Annotated in this window: 10 protein-coding genes; 5 read left to right on the top strand and 5 right to left on the bottom strand. The window is 68.4% G+C overall.

From position 1 onward, the window contains the following. The first annotated feature begins 4 nt into the window (after positions 1 to 4). Positions 5 to 2,995 (top strand): glycosyl hydrolase family 28-related protein, encoded by a 2,991-nt coding sequence (locus ACEN8G_RS11575; protein WP_413417689.1) that lies wholly within the window; start codon positions 5 to 7, stop codon positions 2,993 to 2,995. Between the two features lie 17 nt (positions 2,996 to 3,012). On the opposite strand, the gene ACEN8G_RS11570 is transcribed toward ACEN8G_RS11575, so the two are convergent. The 3 genes from ACEN8G_RS11570 to ACEN8G_RS11560 form a co-directional block, all read right to left on the bottom strand. Continuing rightward, complete coding sequence (locus ACEN8G_RS11570) at positions 3,013 to 3,795, bottom strand: DeoR/GlpR family DNA-binding transcription regulator (RefSeq protein WP_307120660.1); 783 nt, start codon at positions 3,793 to 3,795, stop codon at positions 3,013 to 3,015. A gap of 68 nt (positions 3,796 to 3,863) precedes the next feature. After that, positions 3,864 to 5,159: an L-rhamnose catabolism isomerase gene (rhaI, locus tag ACEN8G_RS11565; RefSeq protein ID WP_413417691.1), complete on the bottom strand. Its 1,296-nt coding sequence runs from the start codon at positions 5,157 to 5,159 to the stop codon at positions 3,864 to 3,866. Between the two features lie 20 nt (positions 5,160 to 5,179). Continuing rightward, positions 5,180 to 7,276 carry a bifunctional rhamnulose-1-phosphate aldolase/short-chain dehydrogenase gene (locus ACEN8G_RS11560; protein WP_413417693.1) on the bottom strand — a complete coding sequence of 699 codons (2,097 nt, stop codon included), beginning with the start codon at positions 7,274 to 7,276 and terminating at the stop codon, positions 5,180 to 5,182. 136 nt (positions 7,277 to 7,412) lie between these two features. On the opposite strand from ACEN8G_RS11560, the gene ACEN8G_RS11555 reads away from it, so the two are divergent. Genes ACEN8G_RS11555 through ACEN8G_RS11540 form a run of 4 tightly spaced genes read left to right on the top strand, consistent with a single transcriptional unit; the run spans position 7,413 to position 11,746 of the window. After that, entirely contained in the window at positions 7,413 to 8,846 is a 1,434-nt protein-coding gene (locus ACEN8G_RS11555) for an FGGY-family carbohydrate kinase (RefSeq protein ID WP_413417695.1), read from the top strand. Beyond that, positions 8,843 to 9,991, top strand: a complete 1,149-nt coding sequence (gene lldD, locus ACEN8G_RS11550) for an FMN-dependent L-lactate dehydrogenase LldD (protein WP_413740791.1) — start codon at positions 8,843 to 8,845, stop codon at positions 9,989 to 9,991. Before ACEN8G_RS11555 ends, lldD begins: the two co-directional genes overlap by 4 nt. Position 9,992: 1 nt before the next feature. Beyond that, entirely contained in the window at positions 9,993 to 11,048 is a 1,056-nt protein-coding gene (gene rhaT / locus ACEN8G_RS11545) for an L-rhamnose/proton symporter RhaT (RefSeq protein ID WP_413740790.1), read from the top strand. After that, positions 11,045 to 11,746: a triose-phosphate isomerase gene (locus tag ACEN8G_RS11540; protein WP_413419077.1), complete on the top strand. Its 702-nt coding sequence runs from the start codon at positions 11,045 to 11,047 to the stop codon at positions 11,744 to 11,746. Before rhaT ends, ACEN8G_RS11540 begins: the two co-directional genes overlap by 4 nt. A 398-nt stretch (positions 11,747 to 12,144) precedes the next feature. On the opposite strand, the gene ACEN8G_RS11535 is transcribed toward ACEN8G_RS11540, so the two are convergent. Together ACEN8G_RS11535 and ACEN8G_RS11530 are read right to left on the bottom strand one after the other, a co-directional pair. Further along, positions 12,145 to 14,694, bottom strand: a complete 2,550-nt coding sequence (locus ACEN8G_RS11535; RefSeq protein ID WP_413419075.1) for a beta-glucosidase H — start codon at positions 14,692 to 14,694, stop codon at positions 12,145 to 12,147. After that, the gene (locus ACEN8G_RS11530) at positions 14,694 to 15,005 is read right to left on the bottom strand and encodes a hypothetical protein (RefSeq protein WP_307120668.1); all 312 of its coding nucleotides are present in this window, start codon (positions 15,003 to 15,005) and stop codon (positions 14,694 to 14,696) included. The genes ACEN8G_RS11535 and ACEN8G_RS11530 overlap by 1 nt, the downstream gene beginning before the upstream one ends. Between the last annotated feature and the right edge of the window lies 1 nt (position 15,006).

Here is a 15,006-nt window from a genome sequence, read left to right as displayed (position 1 = left end):
CATGATGACGGCCTTTCGCCTGCTTTGCGCGGCCCTGTTGCTGTGCCCGCTTCCCGCCTTTGCCGGATCGACTTCGGTCTATCTGACCCAGCCCAACGATCCGCGCGCGATCACCGTCAAGGGCGTCGGCGACGGCCGCGCCGACGACAGCGAGGCGATCCAGCAGGCTATCGATGCTGCGGCCAAGGGCGGGCAGGGCGGCCTGGTCTTCCTGCCCTCGGGCCGCTACCGGATCAGCCGCACGATCTTCGTGCGCTCGGCGGTGCGCGTGTTCGGCGTCGGCGCGACGCGGCCGGTGATCGTGCTGGGCGACGACACGCCGGGCTATGGCGCCGGCGTCGCGGCGATGGTCTCCTTCACCGGCGAGGACCAGTACCGGGTCGGCAAGGTGCCGGTGCCGCCGCCCACCAGCGTGCCGGCCAATCCGAACATCTATGATGCGACCTCGAGCACCTTCTATTCGGCGATGGCCAATGTCGATTTCGAGATCGGCAAGGGCAATTCGGGCGCCGTCGCGGTGCGCTTCCGCGTCGCCCAGCACGGCTTCCTGCGCCACATGGACTTCCATCTCGGCTCGGGGCTGGCGGGGATCTACCAGGCCGGCAACGAGTGCGAGGATCTGCGCTTCTATGGCGGGCGCTACGGCATCCTGACCGAGAAGACCTCGCCCGCCTGGCAGTTCACGCTGATCGACAGCGAGTTCAGCGGCCAGCGCGACGCGGCGATCCGCGAGCATGAGGTGGACCTGACCCTGGTCAATGTCGCGATCCGCGACGTGCCGGTGGGGATCGAGATCGACAAGGGCTATTCGGACTCGCTCTGGGGCAAGGATGTCCGCTTCGAGAATGTCTCGAACGCGGGCGTGCTGATCTCCAACGAGGACAGCGTCTTCACCCAGGTCGGCTTCATGAATGCGCTGGCGCAGAACACGCCGGTGTTCGCCCGCTTCCGCGACAGCGGCAAGACGGTGGCAGGGCAGGGGCGTCAGTATCGCGTCACCGACTTCTCGCACGGCCTCAAGCTCGGCGCGGTCGGAGAGATCGGCGCCTTCGCCACCGACGTCTCGATCGCGCCGCTGTCCAAGCTCCCGGCACGGCGCAAGCCTGCCATCGCGGCGCTGCCCCCGGTCAGCGAATGGGCCAATGTCCGCGATCTCGGGGTGAAGGGCGACGACGAGACCGACGATACCGCCGCGCTCCAGCGCGCGATCGATACGCACCGCGTCCTCTATCTGCCGCTCGGCCGCTACCGGGTGACCGACTCGCTCAGGCTGCGGCCGGACACGGTGATCATCTCGCTGCACCCGAGCCTAACCCACCTGTACCTGCCCGATTCGACGCCCGCCTATGCCGGCGTCGGCAGCGCCAAGGCGCTGATCGAGAGCGCGAAGGGCGGCAACGCGATCGTCTCGGGGCTCGGCCTGTGGACCGGCGGGGTGAACCCGCGCGCCACTGCGCTGCTGTGGCGGGCCGGTGAGGCCTCGATGGTCAATGACGTGAAGATTCAGGGCGGCGGCGGCACACTGCTTACAAAGGGAAGTCCCATCGGCTTCGGCGATCCGCGCGCCCGCTTCGACGGCCAGCATCCGAGCATCTGGGTCACCGATGGCGGCGGCGGCACCTTCGCGGCGGTCTGGTCGCCCAATACCCTGGCCTCGGCGGGCTTCTACGTCTCGGACACCAAGACGCCCGGCTATGTCTATGAGCTCTCGGCCGAGCATCACTATCGTACCGAGATCGTGCTCGACCGGGTCGAGAACTGGGAATTCCACGCGCCGCAGACCGAGCAGGAAGTGCGCGACGGCGTCAACGCGGTGTCGACCGAGTTCCGCAACTCGCGCAACATCCTGTTCGCCAATTATCACGGCTACCGCGTCACCCGCTCGGCCAAGCCGATGGACGTGGCGGTGCGGCTCTACAACTCCAGCGACATCCATTTCCGCAACGTCCATGTGAACGCCGAGAGCGCCTTTGCCAGCTGCGACGACAAGGGCTGCGGCACCTATGTCCGTGCCAGCAAATATCCGTTCGAAAATGCGATCAAGGACATGACCGGCGGGCTAGAGGTGCGCGAGCGCGAGTTCGCCCGGCTCGACGTCGGGGCGGTGGCCACGGCCAAGTCGGCGGTGCCGGTGACGCCGGGCGTCGAGAAGCTGGCCGATGGCTTCTACTCGATCGCCGGCGCGGCGGTGGACGCGAAGGGCAAGCTGTATTTCGTCGACCGCCAGTTCCAGCGCATCCATGGCTGGTCCGAGAAGGAAGGCCTGTCGGTGCTTGCCGATGCGCCGCTCGACCCGGTGAGTGTGGCGGTCGACCGTTCGGGCCGGCTGATGGTGCTGTCCTCGGCCGGGCATGACGCGAGCGTCTACAGCATCGATCCCGCCGCGCCTGCGGACGTGAAGCTGATCGCGCCCACGCCGGTGCAGGCTCGCGCCGGTGCGCTGACCGCGCTGCCCGGCAATATGTGGGCAAATGGCGAGTTCGCCGACCGGATCGATCCCAAGACCTATCAGTTCCCGCCGATCGCCGACTTCTTCACCGGCGCGATGGGCACGCCCAAGCCGCGCGAATATGTCTCGCCCGACGGGTCGCTCGTCCTCCCTGCCTTCCGCGTCTGGAACCAGGGGCCGGACGATCACCAGGGCTGGCGCTGGTCGGACACGCTCGACGCCTATGCGCTGGTCACTGCGAAGCCGGGCGAGCGGGTGTTCCTGACCAATGGCTCCGAGAACCGCACCTATAGCGGGCTGGTCGGCGCGGGCGGGGCAGTCACGGACCTCAGGATCGTCGCGGATCGTGGCGGTGAGAGCGTGGCGCGCGATGCCGCGGGCAACCTCTATGTCGCGAACGGCCAGGTGTTCGTCTACGATCCGGCGGGCAAGCCGCTCCGCCGCATCGACGTGCCCGAGCGTCCGCTGCAGCTGATCCTGGGCGGTGCGGACGGGCGGACGCTGTTCATCCTCACCCACCACACGCTGTACAGCATGAAGATCTAGGGAGCTGATCCCGTCGCTCAGGCGATGATCAGCTTCACCCCGGCGGCCTCGATCATCCGGACATGAGCATCGCTGATGTCCGGATCGGTCACGATCACGTCGAGCTCGTCGAGCCCGCAGACCACCGAGCCCGAGGGTGCGGCGAACTTCGAGCTGTCGACCAGCAACGCCACCCATTCGGCACGGTCGATCATCTGGCGCTCGGCGGCGGCGAGCACGACATCGGCCTGCATCACGCCCTGCGCGCCGACGAACGCCGCGCCCATGAACAGCCGCGGGGCGTGGACGCGCGGCATGCACTCCTCGCCGCCGATGCCCAGGATGATGTTCTGCTCGCGGAACACCGAACCGCCGGGCACGGCGATGCGGGTGCCCGGCTGGGGCAGCAGCGCGCTGACGACGTGCAGCGAGTTGGTCAGCACCTGCAGGTTGAGGCCGGCCAGATGGCGGCACATCTGCAACGTGGTCGATCCGCCGTCGATGATGATCGACTCGCCCGGCTGGCAGAGCGCGGCGGCGGCGCGGCCGATCGCTTCCTTCTGCTTGCGGTTGCGGTCGATATTCTCGTGGAAGGGCACGCCGGCCAGCGACTGGACGTCGCCGCGCTCGCCCGCCTCGTCGTCCACCAGTCGCGCGCCGCCGCGCACGCGCTGGATCACGCCCTTGCCCTCGAGCCGGTCGAGATCGCGGCGCAGCGTGGCGGGCGAGGCCGAGATGCTCGCCTCCAGGCTCTTGAACGACACGAAGCCCGTTTTCCCGATCAGATCGAGGATCAGGCTATCGCGCTCTTCGACATGCATTTGCGTTGAGGCCCCAATATTTCTGAGGCCTTGTGCCGGGCAAATCCGCCGAAATCAATCTTTTCCGCTCAAACGATGCCAGCGCCTAGCCCCACTATGGTGCGTTCCTGCGCCTTGCGCGCCCGCCAGCCGCTGTCCCTGTAAGCGATGATCGCATCGATCGCGCCGCCGGCCTCCATCCGCGCCATGGCGAGGATCGGCGACACGTCGGTGCGATAGGCCTTTCGCAGGGTGAGGAACGCCAGCATCGTGTCGTTCGCCGCCTGCGCCGCACCCAGCGCCTCGCGATCGACCAGGCTCGCCTTGGCAAAGGCGCCTGCGATCGCCTCCGCGGACGAGATCATGCTCTCGATCGGATCGGTGACGTTGTGCGACTGGTCGATCATGTAGGCCGGATCGAACCCGTCGCGCGGGTTCAGCTCGGCCTCGATCAGCTCGTTGAAGACGAGGAAGAGCTGGTGCGGATTGATCGATCCGCTATCGAGATCGTCGTCGCCATATTTGCTGTCGTTGAAGTGGAAGCCGCCCAGCTTGCCGAAGCGGTGGAGGCGGGCGACGATCTGTTCGATGTTCACATTGGGGGCGTGGTGGCCGAGATCGACCAGGCACTTCGCCTTCGGACCAAGCTCCTGCGCGGCGAGGATCGACGAGCCCCAGTCCGAAATCACGGTCGAATAGAAGGCCGGCTCGAACATCTTGTGCTCGAGCAGCATGCGCCAGTCGCCGGGCAGCGCGGCATAGACCTGCGCCGCCGCCTCCAGATAGCGGTCGAGCGAACGGGCAAGGTCCTGCTGGCCGGGGAAGTTCGTGCCGTCGCCCACCCAGACGGTGAGCGCGGTCGAGCCGAGCTGTCGCCCGATCTCGATGCACTCGATATTATGCTCCACCGCCTGGGCGCGGACCCCGGCATCGCCCGCCGAAAGGCTGCCGTCGCGGTAGCTCAGCTTCTGGCCGGGCTGGTCCTGGAAGGTGTTCGAATTGACTGCGTCGAAGCCGAGACCGAGCGCCGCCGCTTCCTCGCGCAGCGCCGCATAGTCGCTGACCTTGTCCCAGGGGAAATGCGGGCTGACGCGCGGCGTGACGGTGGAGAGCTGGTGGATCACCGCGCAATCCGCCAGCTTCTCGTGGATGCTGGTCGGCTCGCCGGGGATCGGGAACTTGGCGAAACGGGTGCCGCCGCGGCCGGCGCCCCAGCTGGGCACCGCGACCGAGAAGCCGGCGACGCGCGACTTCACCGCATCGATATCGATCCCGCGGCGGCCGAGCGCGCGGCCCAGGCTGTCATACTCGTCCTGCAGCGCTTCCACGCGCGCGGCATTGTGGCTTTCGATCTGGTCGACCGAAAGCGGCAGTTCCTTCGCCATTGCACCCCTCTTTTCTGTTCTTATCGCGTGAACGCCTGTGCGTTCCCGGCATCCACATTGACGATGTTGCCCGTCGATTTGGAAGAGGCTTCGGAGGCGAAGAAATGCACCGCCTCCGCGATATCCTCCGGCAGCACGTCGCGCTTGAGCAGCGATCGGTTGCGGTAATGCTCTTCCAGCGCCGATCCGGGATCGATCCCGTGCGCACCGGCGCGCTCCTTGCGCCAGTCGCCGTCCCAGATCCGCGAGCCCTTGATCACCGCATCGGGATTGACCGTGTTGACGCGGATGCCGTGCGGGGCGCCTTCCAGCGCCAGGCAGCGGGCGAGGTGGAGCGAAGCGGCCTTGGCGGACGCATAGGCCGAGGCGTTGACCGCGGCGGCCAGTGCGTTCTTCGAGCCGATGAACACGATCGATCCGCCACCCACCGCGCGCATCAACGGGAAGGCTGCGCGGGCGCTGAGGAAATAGCCCTCGGTCAGCACGTCGTAGTTGCGCCGCCACAGCTCGACGCTGGTCTCCTCCAGCGAGGCGGAGGAGGCGATGCCGGCATTGGCGACGAGGATGTCGAGCCCGCCAAATTCGCGGGCGCACGCCTCGAACGCGGCGGCGACCTGGCCCTCGTTGGTGACGTCGCAGGTTGCGGCGCGGACGACATCCTTGCCGAACGTCTGGGCGAGCTCGGCGCGGACACGCTCGGCCGCATCGGTGTCGCGGTCGACCAGCATCACGCAGGCGCCGTCGGCGAGCAGGCGCCGCACCGTCGCCGCGCCGATTCCGCCGGCACCGCCGCTGACCAGCGCGATGCGGCCGACCAACGGCCTGGGCTTGGGCATGCGCTGGAGCTTGGCTTCCTCGAGCGCCCAATATTCGATGCCGTACGCTTCCTTCTCGGGCAGGCCGACATAGTCGCCGATCGCCTCCGCGCCGCGCATCACGTTGATCGCATTGCCGTAGAATTCGCCGGCGAGTCGCGCGGTGGTCTTGTCGGCGGCGAAGGTGATGCGGCCGATGCCGGGGACGAGCACCACCACCGGATTGGGATCGCGCATCGCCGGATCGCCGGGCTCGACGCAGCGCTGGTAATAGGCTGCATAACCCTGGCGATAGGTCTCCAGCGCATCGGCCAGATAGGCTTCGTCCTCGATCCGGGCGGGATCGAGCGGCAGGGGGGCGATCTTGGTGCGCAGGAAATGATCGGGGCAGGAGGTGCCGATCGGCACGAGCCGGGCGAAATCCTGGCTGCCGATGAACTCGAGCGTCTCGGCATCGTCGGAGAAATGGCCGATCTTGCCGCGCGCACCCTGCATCAGGCCGCGCAGTCGGGGCATCAGCTTGGCGACGGCGGCGGCGCGGTCTTGGGCGGGCAGGGGGGCGACGACCTCGCCGCCAAAGGCTGGTCCCTTGGCAAGGCGGGCGTTGAGATATTCCGCTGCGTCGGCGATCAGCGCGATCGTGTTGTCGTAGCAGTCCTTCGAGGTCTCGGCCCAGCAGATGATGCCGTGGCCCTCGAGCATAACGCCGCGCAGATTGGGCTGCTCGGCGGCCAGCTTGCGGAGCTGGAGGCCGAGCTCGAAGCCCGGGCGCTTCCAGGGCAGCCAGCCGATTGCGCCGCCCCAAATCTCCTGGGTCGCTGCCTTGCCGGCGCTGGAGGCCGCCAACGCGATGATCGAGTCCGGGTGGACATGATCGACATGGGCGTAGGGGAGATAGCCGTGCAGGGGCGTGTCGATCGACGCGGCGCGCGCGTTCAAGTTGAACGTGCAGTGCGGCAGATAACCGACCATCTCGTCCTCGAACGCGACACCGCGATAGCGGGTCTCGAGCGCGATCAGCTTCTCCATGTAGAGCGTCGCGAAGCCGTCCAGCTTCATCGAGCCGATGTCGCCACCCGAGCCTTTCACCCACAGCACCGTCGCCGGCGCGCCGGTGAGCGGATCGGCCATGGCGATCTTGGCCGAGGTGTTGCCGCCCCCGAAATTGGTGACGGTCAGATCGGAGCCGAGCAGGTTCGAGCGGTAGAGAAGCAGCTCCTCGGGGGATTTCCCTGCGGCCTCGGCATCGGACCAGCGGTTACGCGGCACGGCGAACGGAATGGCGGACGTGGCGCGGCGCACCCTTGTCTCCTCTTCAAGCATCCGGAATCACTCTCCCCCAGCGCCCGGTTCGGCGCGAAGTCTGTCTATCAAGGTGGCTAGCCAGATACAATCAACTTCGCTAAATATCAATCATAAACAAAAAGGGGAGGAAGCATTGGGTGAGGGGCTGAGCGTCGTGCTCGATCTGGGCAAGACCTTGTCGAAGCTCAGTCTGTGGGACGAATCGGGTGCCATGCTCGCGCGGCGGACGCGGCCCAATCGGCCAATCGAGGCCGTGCTTGGCGGCGCGACGATACGGGTGCTCGATGCCGCGGGAATCGAAGCGTGGGCGCAGGGGGTGCTGCGCGAATTTGCCGGGCTTGGCCGGGTCGCGCGGATCATTCCGGTGGGGCATGGCGCGGCGGCGGCGATCGTGCGGGACGGGGCGTTGGCGGCACCGCCGCTCGATTATGAGCAGGCGATCCCGGCGGACCTGGTCACCAGCTATCTCGGCCAGCGCGATCCCTTTGCCCGCACCGGCTCGCCGGCGCTGCCCGACGGGCTCAACCTGGGGCTGCAGCTCCATTTCCTCGACTCGCTCGATCCCGAACTGCTGCGCGGCGACGCGACGATCCTGCCCTGGCCGCAATATTGGGCCTGGCGTTTCTCCGGCGTGGCGGCGTCCGAAGTGACCAGCCTCGGTTGCCATAGCGATCTCTGGTGCCCGGCCTCGGGCACGCCTTCCGCACTGGCCGAGCGGCGGGGCTGGGCCGCGCGGCTGGCGCCGCTCCGCCATGCCGGAAGGGCGATCGGCACGATCAGCGCCGAATGGGCGGAGCGGACCGGGCTTCCTGTCGATGTCGCGGTGCATTGCGGACTGCACGATTCTAACGCGGCGCTGCTGGCGGCGCGGGGCTTTGGCGACATTGCCGATCATGAGGCGACCGTGCTTTCCACGGGCACCTGGTTCGTCGCGATGCGGACGCCGGGCAAGGGCGCCCGTGTCGACCTGGCCGGGCTGCCCGAGGCGCGGGACTGCTTGGTCAATGTCGACGTCCACGGCACCCCGATCCCCTCGGCCCGGTTCATGGGCGGCCGCGAGATCGAGCTGCTGACCGGGATCGACACAAGGCGAGTCGACATCAACCCGGACCAGCCGGCGATCATCGCGGCGCTGCCCGGCGTGGTCGCGGCGGGGGCGATGGTGCTGCCGACGCTGACCCCTGGGGTAGGACCGTTCCCCGGCGGGGCGACCCGGTGGATCAACCGGCCGAGCGAGTCGATCGCGCTGCGCGCCGCGGTGTGCCTCTATGCCGCGATGGTCGCCGATGCGATGCTCGGGCTGATCGGGACGCGGGAGCGGGTGCTGGTCGAGGGGCGGTTCGGCGAGGCGCAGGCATTTGTCCGCACGCTCGCCACGCTGCGGCCGGACCTGCGCGTGCTCGTCTCGAACCAGCATAACGACGTGTCCTATGGCGCGCTGCGGCTGATCGACCCGGCACTCGCGCCGCCTTCGGAGCTGATCCAGGTGCAGCCGCTCGATTGCGACCTGGCCGGCTACGCCGCGCGCTGGCGCGCTCTGGCGGCGGGGAACAGCGAAGCAGCATGAAGGCGGCATCGATCCTGGACTATCGCGAACTGGCGCGGCGGCGGCTACCGCGCTTCCTGTTCGAATATATCGACGGCGGCTCCTATGCCGAGGTGACGCTCGGCCGGAACGTCGCCGATCTCGAGGCCGTCGCACTGCGCCAGCGGGTGCTGCGGGACATTTCCGACATAGACCTTTCAACCAGCCTGTTCGGGCAGAAGCTGGCGATGCCGGTGGCGCTGGGGCCGGTCGGGCTGGCCGGGCTCAATGCGCGGCGCGGCGAGGTGCAGGCGGCGCGGGCGGCGGAAGCAGCGGGGGTGCCCTTCACGCTATCGACTGTCTCGGCCTGTCCGCTCAGCGAAGTGGCGGGCGCGGTCGCTACGCCGCCCTGGTTCCAGCTCTACATGATCCGCGACCGCGGCTTCATGATCGACCTGATGCAGCAGGCGAGCGCGGCGCGCTGCCCGGTGCTGGTGTTCACGGTCGACATGCCGGTGCCCGGCACGCGCTACCGCGACTATCGCTCGGGACTCACCGGGGCTCCTGGGTTGGGCGGATCGCTGCGCCGGCTGAGCCAGGCGACGGCCCGCCCGCGCTGGGCATGGGACGTCGGGCTGTGGGGGCGGCCGCACCATCTCGGCAATGTCGCCCCGGTGCTGAAGGGCAAGACCGGGCTCAACGACTTCTTCGCCTGGATGCGCGACAATTTCGATCCGGCGATATGCTGGGACGACCTGGATTTCATCCGCCAGCACTGGAAGGGGCCGATCGTGCTCAAGGGCGTGCTCGACGCCGAGGACGCCCGCGAAGCTGCGGCGCGGGGCGTGGAGGGGGTGATCGTCTCCAACCATGGCGGGCGCCAGCTCGACGGGGTGCCGTCCACCGCCCGCGCCTTGCCGGCGATCGCCGATGCAGTGGGCGACCGGCTGACGCTGCTGGCGGATGGCGGGATCCGTTCGGGGCTCGACGTGGTGCGGATGCTCGCGCTGGGGGCGCAGGGCGTGCTGCTCGGCCGGGCCTGGGCCTGGGCGCTGGGCGGGGCGGGGCAGGCGGGGGTGGCGCATGTGCTCCAGCTACTGGCGGCCGAGATGCGCGTCGCGATGGGGCTGACCGGCGTGACGCGGGTCGAACAGATCAACGAGAAGATACTCGCGGGAGGGGAATAAGATGGGCGGAAATCCGCTGATTGGCGTATTGTTTCATTGGCTTGGCGGGCTTTCCTCCGCCAGCTTCTATGTCCCGTACCGGCGCATCCGGGGCTGGTCCTGGGAGATATTCTGGCTGGTCGGCGGGGTCTTCTCCTGGCTGATCGCGCCCTGGCTGTTCGCATCGATCCAGACGCACGACCTGCTCGGCGTGCTTGCCCGCACCCCGCAATCGACCCTGCTCTGGTGCTGGTTCTGGGGCGCGATGTGGGGCTTTGGCGGGCTCACCTTCGGGCTGACCATGCGCTATCTCGGCCTGTCGCTCGGCATGGCGGTGGCGCTGGGGCTGACCACCGTGATCGGCACGATGGGGCCGCCGATCTTCCGCGGCACGCTGGGCGAGCTGGCCGGTACGCCGAGCGGACAGATGACCTTCGTCGGCATCGTCATCACCCTGGCCGGCATCCTGGCCGTCGCCGCCGCCGGGCGCCGCAAGGAGCGCGAGGTGACCGGCGGTGCGCAGCAGCAGAGCGTCAGCGAGTTCAACCTGCCCAAGGGCCTGGCGATCGCGGTCTTTTCCGGCATCATGTCGGGCTGCTTCGCCTGGGGACTCGATGCCGGCGCGCCGATCCGCGCCGCCACCGTCGCGGCGGGGACCGACCCGCTGTGGCAGGGGCTGCCAGTGCTGTGCGTCGTGCTGCTCGGCGGCTTCACCACCAACTTCCTGTGGTGCGGCTGGCTGATCCTCAAGAACCGTTCGGCGCCGCAGCTTGCCGGTGCCGGTAGCAGCGAGAAGCCGCCGCTGCTGCGCAACTATGCGCTGGCTGCGCTGGGCGGCACTTTGTGGTACTTCCAGTTCTTCTTCTACACGATGGGCGAGAGCCAGATGGGGAAATACGGCTTCTCCTCCTGGACGCTACACATGGCGAGCATCATCCTGTTCTCCACGCTCTGGGGCTTCGCGCTCAAGGAATGGGCGGGGGTGAAGCTGGGCACCAAATCGCTGGTCTGGCTCGGCATCGGCGCGCTGCTGCTCTCCACCGTGGTGATCGGCGTCGGCAACTACCTCGCGGCATGAGCAGGGCGAGGCGCCCGCTGATCCTGGGCAACTGGAAGCTGCACGGGCTGGGCGCCGACCTGGCCGAGATCGCACGGATCGACGCCGCGGTGGCGGAGCTCGGCGTCGATGCCGGGCTGATGCTGCCGGCGACGCTGATCGAGCGGGCGGCACGGCAAGTGCGGGCGCTGGCGATCGGCGGGCAGGATTGCCACCCGGCGGCCGAGGGCGCGCATACCGGCGGCGTCTCTGCGGCGATGCTGCGCGATGCCGGTGCGACGGTCACGCTGGCCGGGCATAGCGAGACGCGCGAGGACGGGCTGAGCGTGGCGGCCAAGGCGCGCTCGGCGCAGGCGGCCGGGCTGTCGGTGGTGGTCTGCGTCGGCGAATGGGAGCGTTCGGCCGACGCGCGGGGCCTCGTGGCCGCGCAGCTGCGCGCGTCGCTGCCGCCCGAGCTGGACTGGTCGCGGGCCGCCATTGCCTATGAGCCGGTATGGTGCATCGGCGGGGACGCGGTGCCCGACGAAGCGCATCTTGCCCGGATCTTCGAGATGCTGCGGGCCGAGGCGGGTACGGCGCGGCTGCTCTATGGCGGCGCGGTCGATGGCGGCAATGCCGGGGCGCTGCTGGCGCTGCCCGAAGTCGATGGGCTGCTGGTCGGGCGGGCGAGCCGCTGCGCTGCGGACTTGGTGTCGGTGCTCGAGGCAGCGGCGGGTTAGGCCGTTCCTACAGGCGGATTTCCGGCGACTCGGCAAAGTACACGAAGTACACCCCAAAGCCGGGTTTCCGACGGCGGAAGTTCACTAAGTTCGTACTAGTGGCGGCGGCGCCATGCGTGCCGCGCAACGGAATTGCGCGAACGGGATCCTATCTTTCCTACAGGTCAAAGAGCGGTCGGGGCATGCGCCCTGACCGCGTCAGCCAAGCAGGCGAAATCCTACATTGCAAGGCGCCTGCTTTTCCCCGGCGAAGGCAGGGGCCCAGACTAAGCAGTGCGCGGCGAAGACGCTTTCAAGACTGGGCCCCGGCCTTCGCCGGGGAAAGAAGAGGGGAGCGCCGACAGCAAATGACCGTCACCCTGGCACAAGGCCGGAGTGACGGAGTTGGTGGGTTATCCCTATTCGATCGGCCTGGTCGCGGTGACGCGGATGGCCGCCTTCAGCCGGATATCGTCCGAGGCGGCGCCGGCCAGGAGCTGATAGCTGCCGGCACGCGCGACCCAGTGGTGGTTTGCCGTGTCCCAATAGCCGAAGGCGCGGGGGTTCACTGCGATCTCCACCACCCGGCTCTCGCCCGGCTTGAGCGCGACCTTGGCGAAGCCGGCGAGCTGCTTGATCGGCTCGTCCGCCGTACGGTCGGCGCGGGCGACATAGAGCTGGACGACTTCCTTGCCGGTCCGCCTGCCGGTGTTACGCACCGACAGCCGCACCTTCACCGGCGCGCCCGGCGCGACGCTGGCCGGGGCGGTGAGCCCGGCATAGGCGAAGCTGGTGTAGGACAGGCCATGGCCGAAGGCGAAGAGCGGGGCCACGCCGCGCGCCTCATAGCCGCGATAGCCGACCAGCAGCCCGTCGCTGTACTTCGCCTTCATCTCGGTCAGCACCGTGGGATCGTCGCTGCTCTTCGCCGGGAAGGTGACCGGCAGCTTGCCCGAGGGATTGACCTTGCCGGTGAGGATGCCGGCCAGCGCGGCGGCGCCTTCCTGGCCGGGCAGCCACATGTCGAGGATGCCGGGAACTTCCTGCACCCAGGGCATGGTCATCGCCGCACCGGCATTGACCACCACCACGGTGGCGGGATTGGCCGCGGCCACCGCGGAGATCAGCCGGTCCTGGTCGCCCGGCAGGTCGAAATTCGCGCGGTCATAGCCTTCGCCCTCGGTCAGCGACGACGAGCCGGCGAGGACGATCGCGGCATCGGCGCGCTTCGCGGCGGCGATGGCGGCATCGAAATCGGGCCGGGGCGTGCGCACGCCGAACTTGAGCGCCTCATAGGGCGTTTGGCCGGTCACATAGTCGAGGCGGATCGGATACGCCTTGCCGCCCTCGAGCTGGACCGAGACGGTGCGCTGCGGGACCGGGAAGCCGATCACGTCGCGATTGTCGGCCTTGGCTGGGGTCGCCTTGTCGAGGATCGTCTTTCCGTCGAGCACCAGCACGCCGGTGCCGGTGCCGCGGATGCTGAACTCATAGGTGCCGGTGGCCGGCGCGCGCAGCACGCCCGACCAGCGCATCGCGGCATAGCCGATCACCTTGGCACTCGCGATGTTGGCGCTGATCCGTTTGGTGAAATCGGTGGCGCGCTGGCTCTTCACCGGCGTGCCGCTGAAATCCGCATTGGCGAAATAGTCCGCCTGGAGCCCGGTCTCCTTGCTGTCCGCCGAGGGGCTGAACAGCGTGGGATCGCCGGTGGGCGGGGTTTCCTCGCTGTCGACGCCCTTCTCGTAGACCACTTCCACGCCGGGCAGCGCCGCGCGGATCGCCTCGAGCGGGGTGACCAGCTTGTCGAAGGGCGTGACGGCCGAGCTGCCGCCGCCCTGGATACGGGCGATGGCGGCGTTGGGGCCGATCACGGCGAGCGTCCTGATGCCCGGCTTGAGCGGCAGCACGCCGGCATTCTTGAGCAGGACGATCGCTTCCTCGGCGGCGGTCAGCGCGGTGGCGCGGTGACGCTCGCCGCCGATCTCGCCCTTGGGCAAGAGGCCGTCGAGCGCGCCGCTGCGGAGGATCAGCCGGACGATGCGCCGGGCATTGTCGTCGAGCTGCGCCTTGCTGACCTCGCCGGCCTGCACCGCGGCGAGCAGCTTGGCGCCGAAATGCTGGGCGGGGCCGGGCATCTCGAGGTCGAGCCCGGCATTGACCGCCGCGGCGGTGCTGTGGGTCGCACCCCAATCGGAGACGACGAAGCCCCTGTATCCCCATTCCTTCTTGAGCAGGTCGGTCAGCAGCCAGGGGTTCTCGCTGGCATAGGTGCCGTTGACCTTGTTGTACGAGGCCATGACCGACCAGGGGTCGGCCTGCTTCACCACCGTCTCGAAGGCGGGAAGGTAGATCTCGCGCAATGTCCGCTCGTCGACGATCGAGTCGACGAAGAAGCGGTTGGTCTCGTGGTTGTTCGCGGCGAAATGCTTGATCGAGACGCCGATGCCCTTGCCCTGGACGCCCGCGACATAGCCGAGGCCGAGCTTGCCGGCGAGCAGCGGGTCTTCCGAATAGGTCTCGAAATTGCGGCCCCAGCGCGGGGTGCGGACGATGTTCACCGTCGGCGCGAGGAGGACCGCGGCGCCATAGCCCCGGGTCTCCTCGGCGATCGCGGCGCCGACGGCCTTCGCCACCTCCGGGTTCCACGTCGCGGCGATGGCGACGCCGACCGGGAAGACGGTGGCGGGCTTGCCCTCGGGCGAGCGGACCCCGGTGGGGCCGTCGGTCACCTTGATGCCGGGGATTCCCAGGCGCGGGATCGCGTGGAGCGTCATCGAGCTCTCGCCGGCCAGCAGCGAGACCTTCTCCTCCAGCGTCAGCCGGCCCATCAGGTCGTCGACCCGCTTCTCCAGCGGCGCGCTCTTCTCACGATAGGTCATGCGGTCGTTCTGGGCCTGTGCGAGTGCCGGGGCACTCGCAATCAACGCCGCTACGGCGACGCAGGCAAGGATATGCGACCTGCTCATTATTTGATGGCGGCGAGATCGGTGGCGGTCTTGGCGAGGATCTCGTCGGTGAGCTTGCCGTCCGAATAGGCCTTGAGCTGGTTGAGGCTGAGGCCCTTGAACATGTCGTACTGCGGCAGGCCGATCATGCCGGGCAGGTTCTTGTCGATCACCGCCTTGCCCTGCGCATCGGCGACGATCTCCTGGATCGGCGTGTCGAGGGTGAATTTCGGGGCGGGGGCCGGCGTCGCGGCAGGCGCGGGGGCCGGGGCGGTCTGGGCCAGTGCGGTGCCCGGCAGCGCGAGCAGGGCGGCGATCAGCAGCTTGTTCATG

It is taken from the genome of Sphingomonas sp. Sphisp66 (genome assembly GCF_047324325.1).
Classification (GTDB): domain Bacteria; phylum Pseudomonadota; class Alphaproteobacteria; order Sphingomonadales; family Sphingomonadaceae; genus Sphingomonas.
The sequence above is the reverse complement of the archived record's forward strand: the minus strand, read 5'-3'. Positions and strand labels throughout refer to the sequence as shown.